Source organism: Streptosporangium fragile (genome assembly GCF_039534445.1).
GTDB lineage: Bacteria > Actinomycetota > Actinomycetes > Streptosporangiales > Streptosporangiaceae > Streptosporangium > Streptosporangium fragile.
This window is the reverse complement of sequence record NZ_BAAAVI010000059.1, coordinates 36,281-54,464: the sequence shown is the minus strand read 5'-3', so window position 1 is coordinate 54,464 and position 18,184 is coordinate 36,281. Positions and strand designations below refer to the sequence as shown.

11 protein-coding genes are annotated in these 18,184 nt (G+C 74.1%); 9 read left to right on the top strand and 2 right to left on the bottom strand.

The window, feature by feature from the left end:
* Positions 1 to 473: 473 nt before the first annotated feature.
* The 8 genes from ABD841_RS30665 (at position 474) to ABD841_RS30630 (ending at position 14,257) form a co-directional block, all read left to right on the top strand.
* Positions 474 to 1,271, top strand: a complete 798-nt coding sequence (locus ABD841_RS30665) for a hypothetical protein (RefSeq protein ID WP_344979049.1) — start codon at positions 474 to 476, stop codon at positions 1,269 to 1,271.
* Positions 1,265 to 2,563, top strand: coding sequence for a S8 family serine peptidase (locus ABD841_RS30660; protein ID WP_344979047.1), 1,299 nt, complete (start codon positions 1,265 to 1,267; stop codon positions 2,561 to 2,563). Before ABD841_RS30665 ends, ABD841_RS30660 begins: the two co-directional genes overlap by 7 nt.
* 110 nt (positions 2,564 to 2,673) lie before the next feature.
* Positions 2,674 to 3,042 carry a hypothetical protein gene (locus ABD841_RS30655; protein ID WP_344979045.1) on the top strand — a complete coding sequence of 123 codons (369 nt, stop codon included), beginning with the start codon at positions 2,674 to 2,676 and terminating at the stop codon, positions 3,040 to 3,042.
* Positions 3,030 to 3,338: an MGMT family protein gene (locus ABD841_RS30650; protein WP_344979043.1), complete on the top strand. Its 309-nt coding sequence runs from the start codon at positions 3,030 to 3,032 to the stop codon at positions 3,336 to 3,338. The genes ABD841_RS30655 and ABD841_RS30650 overlap by 13 nt, the downstream gene beginning before the upstream one ends.
* A 183-nt stretch (positions 3,339 to 3,521) precedes the next feature.
* Complete coding sequence (locus tag ABD841_RS30645; RefSeq protein ID WP_344979041.1) at positions 3,522 to 6,317, top strand: CDP-glycerol glycerophosphotransferase family protein; 2,796 nt, start codon at positions 3,522 to 3,524, stop codon at positions 6,315 to 6,317.
* A 335-nt stretch (positions 6,318 to 6,652) separates the two neighbouring features.
* The gene (locus ABD841_RS30640) at positions 6,653 to 9,868 is read left to right on the top strand and encodes an ATP-dependent helicase (protein WP_344979039.1); all 3,216 of its coding nucleotides are present in this window, start codon (positions 6,653 to 6,655) and stop codon (positions 9,866 to 9,868) included.
* A gap of 184 nt (positions 9,869 to 10,052) precedes the next feature.
* Positions 10,053 to 13,709: an ATP-dependent helicase gene (locus tag ABD841_RS30635; protein ID WP_344979037.1), complete on the top strand. Its 3,657-nt coding sequence runs from the start codon at positions 10,053 to 10,055 to the stop codon at positions 13,707 to 13,709.
* 116 nt (positions 13,710 to 13,825) lie between these two features.
* Entirely contained in the window at positions 13,826 to 14,257 is a 432-nt protein-coding gene (locus tag ABD841_RS30630) for a hypothetical protein (protein ID WP_344979035.1), read from the top strand.
* 158 nt (positions 14,258 to 14,415) lie between these two features.
* On the opposite strand, the gene thrS is transcribed toward ABD841_RS30630, so the two are convergent.
* Complete coding sequence (thrS, locus tag ABD841_RS30625; protein ID WP_344979033.1) at positions 14,416 to 16,044, bottom strand: threonine--tRNA ligase; 1,629 nt, start codon at positions 16,042 to 16,044, stop codon at positions 14,416 to 14,418.
* On the opposite strand from thrS, the gene ABD841_RS30620 reads away from it, so the two are divergent.
* Positions 16,001 to 16,693, top strand: coding sequence for a formylglycine-generating enzyme family protein (locus ABD841_RS30620; protein WP_344979031.1), 693 nt, complete (start codon positions 16,001 to 16,003; stop codon positions 16,691 to 16,693). The genes thrS and ABD841_RS30620 overlap by 44 nt on opposite strands.
* A 51-nt stretch (positions 16,694 to 16,744) precedes the next feature.
* Here ABD841_RS30620 and ABD841_RS30615 read toward each other — a convergent pair whose 3' ends face one another.
* Positions 16,745 to 18,022, bottom strand: coding sequence for an ankyrin repeat domain-containing protein (locus ABD841_RS30615; protein ID WP_344979029.1), 1,278 nt, complete (start codon positions 18,020 to 18,022; stop codon positions 16,745 to 16,747).
* Between the last annotated feature and the right edge of the window lie 162 nt (positions 18,023 to 18,184).

Genomic DNA, 18,184 nt, shown 5'->3' with positions numbered 1-18,184 from the left:
TCCGCCGCGCGGCCCGCCCCCTACCCGGTCGCCGCCTCCTGACCGCGGCCGGGCCGCCGCGTGCCCGCCCCGTCCGTCCCCCGGCCGCGGCCTTCCCCCTCCGCCGCCGCCCTCGCGCCCGCCCTCCCTCGATCTCGTACGCGTCCGCGACCCGCCCGCGCCCCGGGCGCCACGCCCCGGGCCACGCAGGTCCGCGCGAGGGCGCGGGGCGGCGGCATCGCCGGGCGGGCCGGTGGTTTCGCACGGTGGGTCACCCCGGAAACGCACTCCGCCGATAGGGCGCGGGGGCCGCGCGACGTAGCATCGGAAGTATGTCGCAGCCAGGGCGGTCCCAGGAGCCGGGTCGGCGTCTGGAAGCCCCGGCGCCACGCGCTCGCGGGGGCTGGCCGCCGTCAGGCTCCCGGGTGCGCGGCGCGGGGGCCGGTCGGGTGCGGCGGGCACCGTCCCCCGGCACCGCGATCAGACGCGCCCGGGTGCGCGCCTGGCCGGCCGGAGGCCGTGACCGCGGGTCGGCCCGGCGCGCCGAGGTGGCGGCCCTGGAGCAGGGCATCCGGTTTCGTACGATCTTCCTGATCCTGATGGGCACGATCCTGGCCATCGCCGCCACCGACGTGCTGACCGGTACGGTCGGGCTGGTGCGGGAGACCGGCTCCCGCCCGCTGACCCCCGCCGAGCAGGCCCGCTACATCCAGGACGACATCGCCAGGCGCTGGCACGCCTGGCCGGCCGACCTGGTCTTCCCCGTCGAGCTCCAGTACATCGGCCTCGGCCGGGTGCAGCAGTACGCCCGCCGGGTCGGCGTGGCCCCCGAGGCCCCCTGCGCGGCCGGCACGGACGCCGCGGTCGGCTCGGTGCTCGCCGAGTACGGCTGCCGCACGTTGCTGCGGGCCACGTACGTCGACCAGACCTCCACCTTCGCCGTCACCGTGGGCATCGCCGTGCTCGGTGACGAGGAGCGGCGGGTCGCCGCCTCCGCGCAGCTGGCGGTGGACGACCGGGTGGGCGTGCGGCCGGTGGCCTTCCCCGGCACGGCGACCGAGCTGTTCGGAGCCGCGCAGCGACAACGCAACGGCTGGGTCGCGGTGGGTCCCTACATCGTCTTCTCCACGGCCGGCTACACCGACGGCCGCACCCGTGAGTCGGTCTCCCCGGAGGAGATCCTGCACAGCGAGCTGTGGCCGACGGCCCAGGCGATCGCCGGGCGCATCGCCCGCGCCCTCGGTGACGAGCCCAGCGCGGTCCCCCAGTGCACCCAGGGGAACGTGTGCTGAGGCGGCGGCGGTCCTGGGCGGCGGGGGTGCTGGCCGCGTGCTGCCTGGCGGCCCCGGTGGCGGTCGCCGCGCCCGCCGGCGCCGTGCCGGCGGGGGAGAGCCGGGTGCGGGTCACCCCGGCGGGCCCCGCGGACGTGCGCGAGGACCAGCGCTGGGTGCTGGAGATGCTCGACGTCGAGCAGGCGTGGAAGACCACCAGGGGCGCGGGGGTCACCGTGGCCCTGGTCGACAGCGGGGTCGACGACCGGGTCCCCGAGCTGCGCGGCCGGGTGGTCTCCGGGCCCGACATGGGGCCGGTCGAGTTCGACCGGGATCGGCCGGACGCCGGCCGGCACGGCACGGCGATGGCCTCGCTCATCGCCGGGGCGGGCAGGGGTGAGGGCGGCCTGCTGGGGACGGCGCCCGAGGCCACAATCCTGTCGCTGCCGCTCATCGTGGCGGAGGAGCCGCAGGACGGGTCCTCCCTGCCCGGTGAGGACCTGCGCTCGCAGGAGGAAAGCCCGCTGGCCCGCGCGATCCGCTACGCGGCCAACCACGGGGCCAAGGTCATCAGCATGTCGCTGGGCGCCTACGGGCCCCACAAGAGCGAACGCGAGGCGGTCTCGTACGCCCTGTCCAAGGGCGTGGTGCTCGTCGCCGCCGTGGGCAACGACGGCGACAGCCCGTACGCCCTGGAGAACGCCACCTCCTTCTGGAACTTCCCGGCCGGCTACTCCGGGGTCATCGGCGTGGGCGCGGTCGACGCCCAGGGCATGCCGGCGCCGTTCAGCAGCGACAACCTGTCGGTGCTGGTCTCCGCTCCGGGGGTGGGCGTGCCCGTGGTCGTGCCCGGGGGGAAGTACGGCTCCTCGGAGGGGACCAGCTCGGCGGCCGCGCTGGTGTCGGGGGTCGCCGCACTCATAAAAGCGAAATATCCGGATATTTCGCCGCAAATGGTCTCGCAGGCCCTCACCTCCACGGCCAGGTTCGCCCCCGCGGCGGGCTACGACGACCACGTGGGGTTCGGCGTCGTCGACGCCGACGCGGCGCTCGCCAAGGCGGGCGAGCTCGTGGCGGGCGCGGTGGAGGTGCCGGTTCCCGAGGGTAAGCACTTCGGTGAGGGCGTCGTGTCCTCCGAACCGCGCAGGCCCGGCCCGGAGCCTGCCAGACTCTGGCTGTACGGGACCGGTCTCGTCGCCGGGCTGCTGGCCTTCGCCGGGGCCGTGGTGATGCTCAACCGGCGCTCCGGGCGCCCGGGGCGCGCCGCGCCGGTGACGCCGGAGCCGGTCCGGCGTGCCGGGCCGCGATGGTAAGCGCGTTTTGACGTCAATTCGAACGCATTTTGGATAATCTTCGGGAGAAACTGGCTTGGTGTCCGTATTTCCGGTCCGGAAACCATGAAGGTTCGCTAGGGTCGCGCACCATGGGGTACGAGTTGCGCGTGGAGCGCCCTGCGCCTCTCGCTTTCGCGGAACTCGCGACTGTGCTGGGGCGGGCGGGCTTCGAGTTCAGAGGGTCGCAGGAGGCGGGCGAGGTCCTAGCCCGTCACGGGGACGCGGTCCATGCCGTCGCGGTCTGGAACGGCGCCCTGTCCGGCGCGCCCGGCTCCGACTGGCAGGTGGCCCAGCTGGCCCGGATCTCCGCCCTGCTGGGGGCGAGGCTGGTCGGCGAGGACGGCGAGTCCTACGCGATCCGCGGCGGCCTCGTCGAGCAGCTCAACGGCTCGGCGAGCTACGAGTTCGGCAAGCTCGACGAGATCCTCGCAGCCGGACCGGCCGTATGGAGCCGGTAGGCCACCCGGCCCCGTATGCCGAGCGCGTGCTCGACCTGGTCGAGCGCATCCCGCCGGGCAAGGTGATGTCCTACGGCGACATCGCCGAGTACCTGGAGGAGGGCGGGCCCCGCCAGGTGGGCAGGGTGATGTCCACCTGGGGCGGGGGCGTGCCCTGGTGGCGGGTGGTGCATGCCGACGGCACCCCGCCCCCTGGCCACGAGCAGCGGTGTCTGACATTCTGGCGGCGGGAGCACACTCCTCTCAGGGGTGCCCGGGTGGACATGCGTGCGGCCAGATGGGACGGAACACCGTAAATCACGGCGTAACCGGCTCTGTCGCGGCCCATTACCATTGCCAAGGACAGCGCTCTGTCCGAAAGGCGGTGCTCCCCCATGGCCACCGGCGCCACCCCCGCGCGAGCCAGCGGCGATCCCGTCGTCGACCGGCTCCGGGCTGTCCAGGATCTCTGCGACCGAGGAGAGCCCCTTGAGTCGATCATGGATGCGATCCTGGCCGACGGGCTGACACCCGCGGAGCGCCGCCGCTTCGACGCCGACGTGCTGGCCGGCCCGCTGGGCTCACGGCTGGACATCGCGACCAAGCGGGGTGCCGCCCGGCGCCGCGAGTTCCTCACGCTCGTCAAGCCGTACCTCGCGGGCGTCGACCCGCGGGTCAAGCGCGACCTGCCGGTCGCCCGCAGGCTCGCCTTCCACCTCGTCGACCGGCGGGAGATCGACGAGCTCGCCGAGGGCGACGCGCTGCAGAAGCTCGTGACCGCCGCCGCAGAGCCGTCCAGGCGGGTCCGTAAGAACATGCGGTGGTACGCGGACCTGCCGCTCCAGGACGAGATCCCCGAGCCCCTGTACCGCCTGCGCCGCGCCGACCTCATCCCGGTGACCCAGATCGACGAGATCTCCTGGTCGGGCGGCCGGCTCCACGTCACCGGCCACGCCTACCTGGCCGGGCTGTCGGTCCGCAGCCGCCGCTTCAACCGCGCCACCGTGGTGCTGCGCGGCCCCCGCTGGCTGCCCCCGGTGCGGATGCGCACCCGCCGGATCTTCCGCCCCGAGGCGACCCACGGGGCCCAGGAGGTCGGCTGCAACTACGACTGGTCCGGCTTCACCGCCGAGCTGGGCCCGTGGCCGCTGCGCTGGCGCTCCGCCGTGCGGGCCGTCGTGCGCGGCGGCAAGCGGCTGCTGCGCCGTCGCGAGATCGTGCAGGACACCACCACCTGGCGCGCCGAGATCGTGATCTGGAGCCGGGGCGCCCGCGCCGTCGGCCTGCTGCGCGGCCCCTCCGTCGGCCGCACCGAGCGGCCCGCGGGCCTGGACCTCGGCAGGGGCTGGTGGATCCGTCCGGTCTGGACCTCCGACCGCGCCCTGCAGGTCGTGCTCCAGCCCACCCGGGCCGAGCTGACCGGCGTGCAGCTGGACGGCGAGCGGCTGCTGGTCGAGGTCTTCCTGCCGGGCAAGGAGGCGACCAGGGGCCACGCCCGCCTGGACGGCCACCGGATCGCCGCGGACTTCACCCCCGTCGAGGGCGGCACCACCGTCGTCGTGCCGCTGGCCGTGTCGTCCCTGCTCCAGGAGCGCGACGGCGGCCGGCTCTGGATCGAGCCCAAGGGCGACCCGGCGGCCTCCGTCATGATCGGCAAGGCCCGGGAGAGCCGCACGGTCATCGACGACCGGGAGATCGCCGTGCTGCGCGACCGCCGCGACCGCGTGAGCGTCTCCGCGCACCGGATCCACCCGATCATCACCGCGGTGGCCTGGGATGACCAGGGCACGCTCACCCTCCAGGGCACCTACCCGGGGAGCGGGGCGGCCGAGCTGACCCTCAAGCACCGGGCCGGCATGATCCACGCCGTTCCCCTGGAGCGCGAGGGCTCGCGCTTCACCGTGCGGTTCGCGCCCGCCGCGATGCCGCGTTTCGGCGACACGGCCCCGCTGAGCAGCGGCACCTGGAGCATGGCGGTCCGCGACCCGGCCAAGAAGATCCTTCCTGTCCGCGTCGACCACGCCGCGCTCGACACCCTCGACGAGGAGACCAAGATCCGTGACGGGCGGGAGTACCGCCTGATCTCCACCCGCTTCGACGTGCCGGTGCTGTCCGTCGCCGAGCACCTGCCCGACGACGAGAAGGGCGCCGGCGGCCTGTACGCGCTGCGCCGCGGCTTCTACCCCGCCGAGCGGACCCGCGAGCTGACCGACACGACCGTCTACGTCGCCTACGACGGGCGGCAGTACGAGGGCAACGTCCGCGCGGTCTACGAGGAGCGCGTGCGGCGCGGCGACGACCGCGAGCACATCTGGGTGGTCAAGGACGGGGCCTTCACGCCCCCGGGATCGGCGGAGCTCGGCTTCGGGCCGGACGTCAGGCCGACCGTGATCCGCGCGGGCAGCCGCGAGCACTACGCGGCGCTCGCCCGCTCCCGGTACGTGGTGACCAACGGTTTCCTGCCGCAGTGGTTCCGGGCCCGCGAGGACCAGATGGTGGTGCAGACCTGGCACGGCTCCCCGCTCAAGCGCATGGGCAACGACCTGCCGCACATGTCCCGTGACCCCAGGCCGCCGGCGTGGCACCGGCAGGCCGTCGAGGTGCGCGGCTGGGACCTGCTGCTCTCCCAGAGCCCGTGGGCGACGTCCGTGCTGCGCAAGGCCTTCGGCTACCGGGGTGAGGTCCTGGAGAGCGGCTACCCGCGTAACGACGTGCTCCTGGCACCCGAGCGCGAGGAGACGGCGGCCAGGGTACGGGCGAGGCTCGGCATCGCGCGGGGCGCCCGGGTGGTGCTCTACGCGCCGACCTACCGCGACTACGACCGCAAGAACGCCTCGATCCGGATCGACCTCGCCGAGGCACGCCGGGTGCTCGGCCCCGGGCACGAGTTCCTGATCAGGGGCCACTCGATGCAGGCGGCGCCGAACGTGCCCGCGGGCCTCGGGCGTGACGTCACGGCCTATCCGGACATCGCGGATCTGCTGCTGATCGCCGACGTGCTGATCACGGACTACTCGTCCGTCATGTTCGACTTCGCCGTGACCAGCCGGCCCATCCTGCTGTTCACCCACGACCTGCAGCGCTACTCGTCCAAGCGGGGTCTCTACCTCGACCTGGCCGCCGAGGCCCCCGGCCCGCTGCTGAGCACCGGCGCCGAGGTCATCAAGGCCCTGCGCTCGATCGACGAGGTGGCCGCGGCCCACGCCGAGCGCTACGAGCGCTTCCAGCGCACCTACGCGCCCCGCGACGACGGCAAGGCGACACGCAGGCTCGTCGACCACGTCTTCGTCCCCTGACCGGGTTCCACGTCCGCCGAGAGGCATCCCCTTCCACGGGATATCCGCGCCTTCCCCCGATCGGGTTCCACACCCCCGAGAGACCCCGGGAGACACGAGAGATCCGGGAGACCCCGCCGGGTTCCGGCCCCCGGGCCGGTTCCCGTCGTCCCGCAGGCGATCCGCCGCCGGGCGGGTGCCGTGACCGCAGGCCCCGCCCGGGGCTCCGGCCCAGGTCGGCGCCGCGCGCCGACCGCACCGGGACCCGCCCGCCCGCCCGGTGAGCGCCGGCTCCGCCATGCCGTACCCGCCGACTCGGCACGATCATCGCCCGGGATCTGGTGGAATGACGAGTTGTGAGTGGTCAGGGTTGGCGGCTGGTGCGTCGTACGGGTGCAGAGAGGGCCGTTGCCCCTGAGCTGGACGAGCACCAGCGGGCCGTAGTGGCCCACGAGAGCGGCCCGCTGCTCGTCCTCGCCGGGCCCGGCACCGGCAAGACCACCACGATCGTGGAGAGCGTGGTCGACCGGATCGAGCGCCGCGGCGTCGACCCCGAGCGCGTGCTCGTCCTCACCTTCAGCCGCAAGGCCGCCGAGGAACTGCGTGAGCGCATCACCGCCCGGGTGCGCCGCACCACCCGCACCCCCCTCGCGCTCACCTTCCACAGCTACGCCTACGCGCTGCTCCGCCGCGAGGCGGTGCTCGCCGGGGAGCCGCCGCCGCGCCTGCTGACCGGCCCCGAGCAGCTCCTGGAGATCCGCCGCCTGCTCCACGGCGAGCTGGAGGACGGCGCCGTGCATTGGCCGGGCGACATGCACGAGGCTCTCAAGACGCGCGGCTTCGCCGAGGAGCTCCGCGACTTCCTGGCACGCGCCGCCGAGCGCGGCCTCGACGGCCCGGAGCTGGTCGAACTGGGCCGCCGCCACGGTCGCGCCGACTGGGTGGCCGCCGGGCGGTTCGCCGACCGCTACCAGGCCAGGTTCGACCTCGACCTCGAACCGGTGCTCGACTACGCCGAGCTGATCCGCGCCGCCGGGGCCCTGCTGGCCGATCCCGAGGTGCGCGTCCGCGAGCGGTCCGCGTACGACGCCGTCTTCGTCGACGAGTACCAGGACACCGACCCCGCCCAGGAATTCCTGCTCCAGCAGCTCGCGGGGGAGGGCCGCGACCTCGTCGCGGTCGGCGACCCCGACCAGTCGATCTACGGCTTCCGCGGCGCCGACGTCCGCGGGATCATGAGCTTCCCCGACCGGTTCCGCGACGTGAACGGCGAGAAGGCGCCCATCGTCGCGCTGCGCGTCTGCCGCCGCAGCGGTGCGGAGCTGCTCCGGGCCACCCGCCGCGTCACCACCAGGCTTCCCGCGGTCCCCGGCGGCGCCGCCCACCGCGACCTGCGTCCCCTGCCGGACGCCGAGCCCGGCGAGGTCCGGGTGCTGGTGGCCGACGGGGCGACGCAGGAGGCGGCGCTCGTGGCCGACACCCTCCGCCGCGCGCACCTGCTGGACGGGGTGCCCTGGTCACGCATGGCCGTGCTGGTGCGCTCGGCGACGCGCCAGGTGCCGCTGCTGCGCCGGACCCTGGTCACCGCCGGGGTGCCCGTCACGGTCGGCGGCGGCGAGGTGCCGCTGTTCCAGGAGCCCGGTGTCCGGCCGCTGATCAGGCTCATCCAGGTCGCGCTCCACCCGGAGCTCCTCGACGAGGGGCTGGCCGAGGAACTGCTGACCGGCGCCCTCGGCGGCACCGACATGATCGGGGTACGCCGCCTGCGCCGCGCCCTGCGCATCGCCGAGAACGAGGCGCTGACCCACCCCGACGAGCGCGACGTGGACGAGCGGCCCGCGGACCGCGAGGCCGCCCGGCCGCGTTCCTCCGGCGAGCTGCTGGTCGCGGCGCTGAAGGACGCGCGGGAGCTGGTCAGGGTCGAGCCGCACGTGGCGGCGCCCGCCGAGCGGCTCGCCGGTCTCATCGCCGCCGCCACCGAGGCCGTGCGGGAGGGCGGTACCGCCGAGGACGTGCTGTGGACCGTCTGGCAGGCCACGGGCCTGGCCGAGAAGTGGACCCGGGCCAGCCTCTCCGGCGGCGCCCGGGGCGGCATGGCCGACCGCGACCTCGACGCCGTGGTGGCGCTGTTCGACCACGCCGCCCGGTTCGTCGACCGGCTGCCGCACGCCGGCGTGGACGTGTTCGTGTCGGACCTGGTCGCCCAGGAGATCCCCGGCGACTCCCTGGCCGAGCGGGCCCCCGACGGCGACACCGTCAAGATCCTCACCGCGCACCGCGCCAAGGGCCTGGAGTGGGACGTGGTGGTCGTCGCCGGGGTCCAGGAGGGAGCCTGGCCGGACCTGCGGTTGCGCGGGTCCGTCCTGAGCACCGACGACATGGTGGCCAGGGCCGAGGGCTCCGAGCACGAGAACCCGGCGGCGGTCTCCGCCGCGCTCGCCTCCCAGCTGCTGGCCGAGGAGCGCCGCCTGTTCTACGTGGCGGCGACCAGGGCCAGGAAACGGCTCATCGTCACGGCCGTGGGCGGCGAGGACACCGACGAGCGGCCCTCGCGCTTCCTCACCGAGCTGGTGCCCGGCTCGGCCGAGGAGACCGGCGTCGACGAGCGCTCCCGCTGGTTGAGCATGTCCGCCCTGGTGGCCGACCTGCGCTCGGCGGTCTCCGACACCACCAGGCCCGACGCGCTCCGCAAGGCCGCGGCCGGGCACCTGGCGAGGCTCGCCGCCGCCGGGGTGCCCGGCGCCCACCCCAACGAGTGGTACGCGCTCACCCCCATCTCCGACGACCGCCCGCTGAGCTGGCCCGACGACACCGTGCGGATCTCCCCCTCGGCGGTGGAGAGCTTCAGCAAGTGCGGCCTGCGCTGGCTGCTGGAGACCTCCGTCGGCGCGGGCGGCACCGACGCGGCCCGCGGCCTCGGCACGGTCATCCACGCCCTGGCCGTGCTCGCCGCGACCGGCATGCCCACCGAGGAGACCCTGGGCAAGCGCCTCGACGACGTCTGGCACGAGCTCGACTTCGGCGGCGTCTGGTACAACCGCAAGCAGCGCAGGGTCGCCGAGGAGATGATCTCCAAGTTCCTCCGCTGGCACCAGGAGAACCCGCGCGAGCTGGTCGGCCTGGAGGAGGCGTTCACCGCCACGGTCTCCGAGGGTGTGGAGATCAGGGGCCGGGTCGACCGGGTCGAGCGCGACGGCGAGGGCCGGGCCGTGATCATCGACATCAAGACCGGCAAGAACGGCCCCAAGGACGCCGACCTCGACCGCCACCCCCAGCTCGGCGTCTACCAGCTCGCCGCGCTCCTGGGTGCCTTCAGACGGCACGGGATGACCGAGCCCGGCGGCGCCGCGCTGGTCCAGGTGGGTGACGCGGCGGGCAAGAAGGGCGCCAAGGAGCAGGCGCAGCGCCCGCTGGCGGAGGACCCCGAGCCCGGCTGGGCCCGCGACATGGTCGACACGGTGGCGATCGGCATGTCGGGGCCGTTCTTCCAGGCCAAGGTCAACGACGGATGCCGCACCTGCGCGGTCCGGTCGAGCTGCCCGGTCAGCAAGAACGGAGACCAGGTGTGCTGAACCAGATCTCCCCGGGCCCGGTGCCGGGCCGTGTCGCGCGGGGCGTACCGTTGTCGGGCCGTGTCGCGTGCGGTGGAGGCGTCCGGTGCTGAACCGTGTCGTGTGGGGTGTCCTGTGCTGAGCCGTGTCGTGTGCCGCGGGGGCGCCCCGTGCTGAATCGTGTCGTGTGCCGCGGGGGCGCCCCGTGCTGAACCCGATCGAGCTCGCCGCCAAGCTGGGCATCCTGCCGCCGACCCCGGAACAGGCCGAGGTGATCGAGGCCGGTCTCGAACCCATGGTGGTGATGGCCGGGGCCGGGTCCGGCAAGAGCGAGACCATGGCCGGGCGGGTCGTCTGGCTGGTCGCCAACGGCCTGGTCCGCCCCGAACAGGTGCTCGGCCTGACCTTCACCCGGAAGGCCGCCGCGGAGCTGTCCGTGCGCGTCCGCGAGCGCCTCGGCGGCCTCGTCGAGGCCGGGCAGGTCCCCGCCGAGCTGCTGGCGGGCGAGCCGACCATCTCCACCTACCACGCCTACGCCGCCCGCCTGGTCACCGACCACGCCCTGCGCGAGGCGCTGGAACCCACCATGCGCCTGATCAGCCCGGCCGTCGCCTGGCAGCTCGCCGGGCACGTGGTCAGCGCCTACGACGGGCCGATGGAGCAGATCGAGTGGGGCCCGGCCACCGTCACCCGGGCGGTGCTGGAGCTGGCCGGGGAGCTGGCCGAGCACCTGCGTACCCCGCAGGACGTGCGCGAGGTCGGCGCCTGGCTCGCCGAGCGGTACGCCGCGCTGCCCGGCACGCCCGTCAAGGACCAGCGCAGACCGCTGATCACCCAGCGGGCCAGGGAGCAGCTGCTGCCCCTGGTGGAGGCGTACGAACGCCTCAAGCGCGCCCGCGAGGTCATCGACCACGGCGACCAGATGGCGCTGGCCGCCCGGATCGCCGCCAAGCACCCCGACGTGGGCGCCATCGAGCGGGAGCGTTTCGCCGTCGTCCTCCTCGACGAGTACCAGGACACCAGTCACGCCCAGCTCGTCCTGCTCCGCTCGCTGTTCGGCGGGGGGCACCCGGTGACGGCCGTGGGCGACCCCTGCCAGTCCATCTACGGCTGGCGGGGCGCCTCGGCGGGGAACCTCAGCCGCTTCCCCCGCGACTTCAGGACCGCCTCCGGGGAGCCCGCCCCGGTCCGCCGCCTCTCGGTCAGCTTCCGCAACGGCGACGCCGTGCTCGACGTGGCCGCCCGGCTCCAGCTCCCGCTGCGGATGGAGGCCAGGGAGGTGCCGGTCCTGGTCCCCGGCGGCAACCGGGTCGGACGCGGCCGGGTGGTCTGCGCCTTCCACGAGACCGCCGACGACGAGGCGGAATGGGTCGCCGCCGGGATCGCCACCCTGCTGGGCACCGAGAGCGCGCCCGACGGCATGCCCTGGGGCGAGGGCGAGCGCAGGAAGGCCAAGCAGAGCGCCTGGGGCGGTCCGCAGGCGTTGCAGCCCCACGACGTGGCGATCCTGGCCCGCAAGCGCTCGCAGTTCCCCGCGCTGCGCCGGGCGCTGGAGGCCCGCGGCATCCCCGTCGAGGTCGTCGGCCTGGGCGGCCTGCTGACCGTGCCCGAGGTCGCCGACATCGTCGCCACCCTGCGTGTGATCTACGACCCGAGCGCCGGGGACGCCCTGGTGCGGCTGCTCTCCGGCCCCCGCTGGCGGATCGGCCCGGCCGACCTCAAGGAGCTGGGGGAGCGGGCCCGCGAGCTCAACCGGGAGACCCGGGAGGGCGGCTCCCCGGTCGCCGACCCGCTGGACCAGGTGGTCGCGGACCTGGCCGAGGAGCGCGGCAGCCTGGTCGACGCCCTCGACGAGCTGTCCGACCGCCCCGAGTGGCAGGACCTGTTCTCGCCCCTGGCCCGGGTGCGGCTGGTCGCCCTGGCCCAGGAGCTGCGGCTGCTGCGCGCGCACGCGGGTCAGCCGCTCCCCGACCTGATCCTGGAGATCGAGCGCAGGCTCGGCCTGGACATCGAGGTGGCGGCGCGGGGCGCGGCCGTGGGCCCGTTCGCCGCCCGCGCCGACCTGGACGCCTTCCTGGACGCCGCCGCCCGGTTCGCCGGTGACTCCGAGGACCCGACGCTGGGCGCGTTCCTGGCGTTCCTCAAGGCGGCCGACGAGGAGGAGAACGGCCTGGACGCCGGGCGGGTCGGCGAGAGCAACAGCGTGAAGCTGATGACCGTGCACGCCTCCAAGGGCCTGGAGTGGCCGGTCGTCGTGGTCCCCGGCCTGTCGCAGGCGCTGTCGAAGGCCGGCACGCTCACCGTCGGCACCATGTTCCCCGCCCGCCCCACCACCAGCCCCAAATGGACGGAGAACCCGCGCAAGCTGCCCTACCCGCTCCGCGGGGACGCCTCCGACCTGCCGGTGCTGGCCGGGTTGGCCAAGGAGGAGCTGGCCGACTTCGACGAGCGCTGCCGCGACCGCGACCTGCTGGAGGAGCGCCGCCTGGCGTACGTCGCCGTCACCCGCGCCCACTACCTGCTGATCGCCTCCGGCTACCGGTGGGGCAGCGCGGCCCGGCCGCTGGAGCCGTCCGACTTCCTGCTGGAGATCCGCGACACCTGCGGGCGCGTGTCCGCCTGGGCGCCCGAGGCGGAGGAGGGCGCCGCCAACCCGCTGCTGGCCGAGCCCGCGGAGTCGACCTGGCCGGTCACCCCCGACGACGTCCGTTACGCCGCAGTCCTCGACGGCGCGAGCCTGGTGGAGTCCGCCCTGGCCGCTCTCGCCGGGGCGGGCTCCGGGCCGGGCCCGGAGCCCGCCGCCCGGCCCGTCTCCCCGGGGCCCGTGCCGGAGGACGCGCCCCCGCCGGACGATCCGTGGGACGACGTGCCTTTCCCGGACGATCCGTGGGGTGAGGACGTGCCCTTCCCGGACGCCCCGGATGACGACCTCCCCTTCCCCGACGCCCCCGAGGACGGTTTCCCCGCCGACACCGCGGACGGAGACCTGCCTTCCCCGGGCGGGCCGGGGGATGCGGACGCGTCTTTCCCCGACGGGCCGGACGACGCGGACGCGCCCTTCTCCGGTGGGTCGCGGGGCGGCCGGGCGGCCGATCACGCCGCCGCTGCCGATCCCGGGCCGGAGGCGCGGCGTCCCGCTCCGGCGGCGGCCGAGCTGCGGGGCTGGGACCGGGAGCGGGCGCAGGCCTGGGAACGCGACATCGAGCTGCTGCTCAGGGAGCGGGAGACGAACCGGCGGCGCGGCGCCGGCCCGGTGGAGCTGCCCACCCACCTGACCGTCTCCGCCCTGGTCACCCTCGCCTCCGACCCGAAGGCACTGGCCCGGCAGATCCGCCGTCCGGTGCCCAAAAAACCCGCCCCCCTGGCGCGCCGGGGCACCTCCTTCCACCAGTGGCTGGAGTCGCGCTGGGGCCAGCAGCGGCTGCTCGACGAGTTCGAGCTGCCGGGCGCGTCCGACGACGTCGAGGAGACCAACGCCCGGCTCGACGAGCTGCGCGAGCGTTTCGAGGAGAGCGAGTGGGCGGGTCGCGAACCGCTCGACGTCGAGATCCCCTTTGAGACGATCATCGCCGACCGGGTGATCCGCGGCCGGATGGACGCCGTGTTCCACATCGCCGAAGACCGCTACGAGGTCGTCGACTGGAAGACCGGCCGCCGCCCCCGGGGCAGGAAGGCGGAGGCGGCCGCCGCCGTCCAGCTCGCCGCCTACCGCCTGGCCTGGGCCCATCTGGCCGCCGTGCCCCTGGACCAGGTCAGCGCGGCCTTCCACTACGTCCTGCCCAACGAGACGGTCCGCCCGGTCGACCTCCTCGACGAGCGCGGCCTGGTCGCGCTCATCGAGTCCGTCCCCGCCCTGCGCTGATCCCGGGGGCGGCCCGGCGCCCGCGGTCGGCGGCCCCCGGGGCGGCGCGGAGCCGCGCCCGCAGAGGAGCCTCCGCCCGGCACAACTTCTCCCGGGAAACGAGCGTCGAAGATCATATGCGTATATCGCTGATGGCGGCGCTCGCCGGTCTGGCCCTTCTCACGAGCTGCATGGACCCCGCGGACTCCGCCGACGGCAAAGCCGTCAAGCTCAAACCCACGGAGGAGATCCGCACCGCGCTCGGTGACGCGTACTGGAGGTACCTGGCCGACCTGAGGCGCGCACCCGCACGCAACAAGATCGTCGGGCCGGAGCAGGTCTACTACGGCAAGATCGCCGGTGGGAAGCAGTTCACGGAGGACGTCTACTGGGCCATGGGCTCCATCGACATCAAGGGTGATCGCGGCAACGACGGGAACGGGCTGCACGTCTGGAGAAAGGTCGGCAACGGCCCGTGGAAGTACCGGGGTGGGGACTACACGTGCCCCACGGTGCCCGGCAAGCTGCTGAAGGCGTGGAACCGGGCCGACCTGATCTGCAGGGACTAGGCTCCGGGCTCCTCCGGCGGTCCGCCTTCGGAGCCGTTCCGCCGGAGGGGACGCAGGTCCGGGGTCCGGACGACCCGCCGGCCGGGTCCGCCCGGTCCTCCGGGCGACGGGTTCGAGCGGGCGCCGGGGTCACCCCATGCCGTCAGGGGCGCCGGGCATCATCCGTCCCACAGGTCGAGGCCGTGGCCGGAGGTTAGCGCCAGGACACGGGCCAGTGCTTCTGCGGCGGGTAGCGGGTCGATCCGGCGGCCGTCGCGCAGGCGCAGCGCGACCTGGTCGTCGGCCGCCTCTCTGGGGCCGATGACGGCCTGGTAGGGCACGAGCCGGGCGTCGCGGATCCGGGCCCCCAGGGTGCCGCGTTCCGGCCCGGCGAGCTCCGCGCGGAGCCCCCGCGCCACGCATCGCCGGACCAGGGCGTCGGCCGCGGACACCGCGGCTTCGGAGACCGGCAACGCCACCAGCTGAACCGGGGCCAGCCAGGCGGGGAAGGCGCCGCCGTGCACCTCGATGAGGTGGGCGACGGCGCGTTCGACACTCCCGACGATGCTGCGGTGCACCATGACCGGCCGGTGCCTGGTCCCATCGGGCCCGGTGTAACCCAGGTCGAACTGCCGGGGCTGGTGGAAGTCGACCTGGACGGTGGACAGGGTCGCCTCGCGGCCGGCGCCGTCGGCGATCTGCACGTCGATCTTCGGGCCGTAGAACGCCGCCTCCCCCTCCACGGCCTCGTACGCCACCTCCAGGCTGTCGAGAACCTCGGCCAGCAGGGCACCGGCCCGTCGCCACATATCCGGGTCTGCGACGTACTTCCCACCGGCCCCGGGCAGCGAGAGCCGGTAGCGGGCCGGGCGGATGCCCATGGCGGCGTAGGCCCGGCGGATCAGCTCCAGGGCGGCGCGGGCCTCGTCGGCGGCCTGCTCCGGGGTGCAGAAGATGTGCGCGTCGTTGAGCTGGATCGCCCGCACCCGGGTCAGCCCGCCCAGCACCCCGGACAGCTCCGAGCGGTACATCCCGCCCAGTTCGGCCAGGCGCAGGGGCAACTCCCGGTAGCTGTGCCCCCGGGAACGGAAGATCAACGCGTGGTGCGGGCACAGGCTGGGCCGCAGGACCACCTGCTCGCCGCCCACGTCCATCGGGGGGTACATGTCGTCGCTGTAGTGGGCCCAGTGCCCGGAGATCTCGTACAGCTCCCGTTTGCCCAGCACGGGTGAGTACACATGCCGGTAGCCCGCCCGCCGCTCGACGTCGCGGACGTACTCCTCCAGGGCGTGTCGCACGGCGGCGCCGGCCGGCAGCCAGTACGGCAGCCCGGAGCCCATCAAGGGGTCGGTGTCGAACAGGTCCAGCTCGCGGCCGATCCTGCGGTGGTCGTGCATCGTGGTCTCCTCGCGGACGGTGAGGCGAGTGACCGAACGGCGAAGCCCCGGGGCACTCGCCCCGGGGCTTCGGACAAAGACAGCTGTCAGCGCGCCGGGACACTCTCCGGCGTCGTCGTCACAGCGGCGCGCTTCATGTCGGAAAGGGTAGCAGGCGGCATCTCGCGCCCGTACGCGATTGACGGGCCGGGCCGCGCGTCCGGCGCGTGCCCGGCAGCGGGGGTCTCCACCGCCGATCGAGCCTGCCGTTTCGGCGACGCCCGGGACCGTCCTCGCCGACCACCGCGCCCGCGAGGCCACTCGCCCTTCGTCGGGCGTCTGCCCGCATGTCGGCGAGATGAATCGATCATGTAGGATCGCGCCCACGATGAGCCCTGAATCGACGCTGCGCCAGGAGATCACCGAGCGCATGATCGAGATCCCCGCCGGAGTGATCTTCCTGCGGGACGAGGGAACGAAGGCGATCTGGAAGGCCGAGGTCGGGGCTTTCCGGCTGGCGCCGTATCCCGTGACCCGCGAGCTGTACCGCGCCGTCCTGGGCGAAGTGCCCGCGAGCCCGGCGGAGTCGCGGAGGCCGGTGACCGAGGTCTCCTGGAAGGACGCCGTCCGGTTCTGCAACCTGCTCTCGCGGGAGGCGGGGCTCGAACCCTGCTACTCGATGGGCGACGACCCCGACGCGCAGGACGTGGTCTGCGACTGGGAGGCCGACGGCTGTCGCCTCCCGTCCGAGGCGGAGTGGGAGTACGCCTGCCGGGCCGGGACCTCCGGCGACCGCTACGGAGAGCTGGACGAGATCGCCTGGTACCGCGGGAACTCCGGCGGCGAGGTGCACGACGTCGCGACCAGGGCGCCGAACGCGTGGGGCCTCCACGACATGATCGGCAACGTGTGGGAGTGGTGCTGGGACGTCTACGACCCCGGGGTCTACGGCCCGTACCGCGTGTTCCGCGGCGGGGGCGCGTACGACCGGCCCCGCGCGTGCCGGGCGCCGTGCCGCCGCAAGAGCCACCCGACCCTCCGCATCGACGACCTCGGGTTCCGGCTGGCCCGGTCGCGATGAGCGTGGACCGTGATCAGACCGGCGGTCTGATCACGGTCCACGACGGGAGCGCTAGCCGAGGAGGTGCCGGACCTCCTGCTTGCGCCGCCCGCCCGCCAGGTCGGCGGCGGTCCTCCCGTCGGGGTCCTTCGCGGCCCGGTCGGCGCCCGCGGCGAGCAGGACGGTGACGATCCTGGGGTATCCGCCGCGGGCCGCGACCATGAGGGGCGTGCGCCCGTCCTGGTCGCGGACCTCCAGACCGGCGCCGCGGGCCAGCAGCGTTTCGACCAGCTCCAGGTGGTTGTGGTGACAGGCGACGGCGAGCGGTGCCCTTCCGCTGCCGCAGTCGCGGTCGATGTCGAGCCCCCGGTCCAGCAGCAGCTCGACCCCGGCGGTCCCGCCCTGCGTGGCGGCGGCGTACATGAGGCCGTAGTCGTGCGTGTCGCGGACCGTCAGGTCGGCCCCCACGTCGACCAGCCGCCGGGCCACCTCGATGTGGCCCATCCCCAGGGCCTTCCGCAACGGGGTGGCGCCCCAGTGATCCCTGGCGTCCGGGTCGGCGCCGCGTTCCAGCAGGGCGTTCACCGTCGGCAGCCACCCGTGGACGGCGGCCCAGTACAGCGGGGTCTGACCTCCGGCGCGGCTGGCGCGGACGTCCGCGCCGCGCCCGACCAGCAGGTCGGCCAGTTCGCGGTGGCCCTCGATGCAGGCCAGGAGCAGGGGAGTGAGCCACTCCGGATCCTGGTCGTCGGACAGCTTCAGCACGTCCGGCAGCTCGGAGAGCGGGTGGTCGACGTCCAGCCCGCCGTCGAGCAGGGCGAGCACCGCGGCGGCGTCGCCTCGTTCGACGGCCGCCCGCAACCGCTCGGCGGGCTCTTCGGGCTCTCCGGCGGCCTCGGCGGCTTTCCCGGGCTCGGCAGGCTGCTCCGGCTCGGTGACCGGCGGCTCCTCCACGCGCAGCCCGTGCTCGCGCAGCACCCGGTCCACGGTCTCGGCCAGCAGCTCACGATCGTCGTAGAAACGCTGGAAGGTGTCGTAACGCTCGTCCACGAAGGCCAGCGCCTGAATCTTGACGATCTCCAGCATGTCGGCCTGGCCCTCGCGGACCAGCGGGACGCGCAGCACGTCGATCATGACCGGTCGCACCTCGGCGAGGTCCTGCCGCCACAGCAGGTTGACGAGCGCCACCCGCTTCTGCCAGTCGTCGAGCGTCCAGTAGTACTCGACGAGCCATCGGGTGTCCTCCGGGGACACGTGGCGGCAGGCGTCCTCGGCTCCCCACCAGTCCGCCGCCTGGACGAGATCGTAGAAGGCGTCCGAGTCATACGAGCCGGTCAATGCGTACGTCACCCCGTTATCAGGTCAAGATCCCCGAGCTTCCCCGCCGGTGTCGTCCCGTTGCCGGGCAAGTCGTCCAGCGCACCACGGGAAGCCCCGCGGTGCGCATGATATCCAGGGATATGTCTGATACGGGCGTTCATGATCCTGCCCGCGACGGTCTCCGCCTCGACG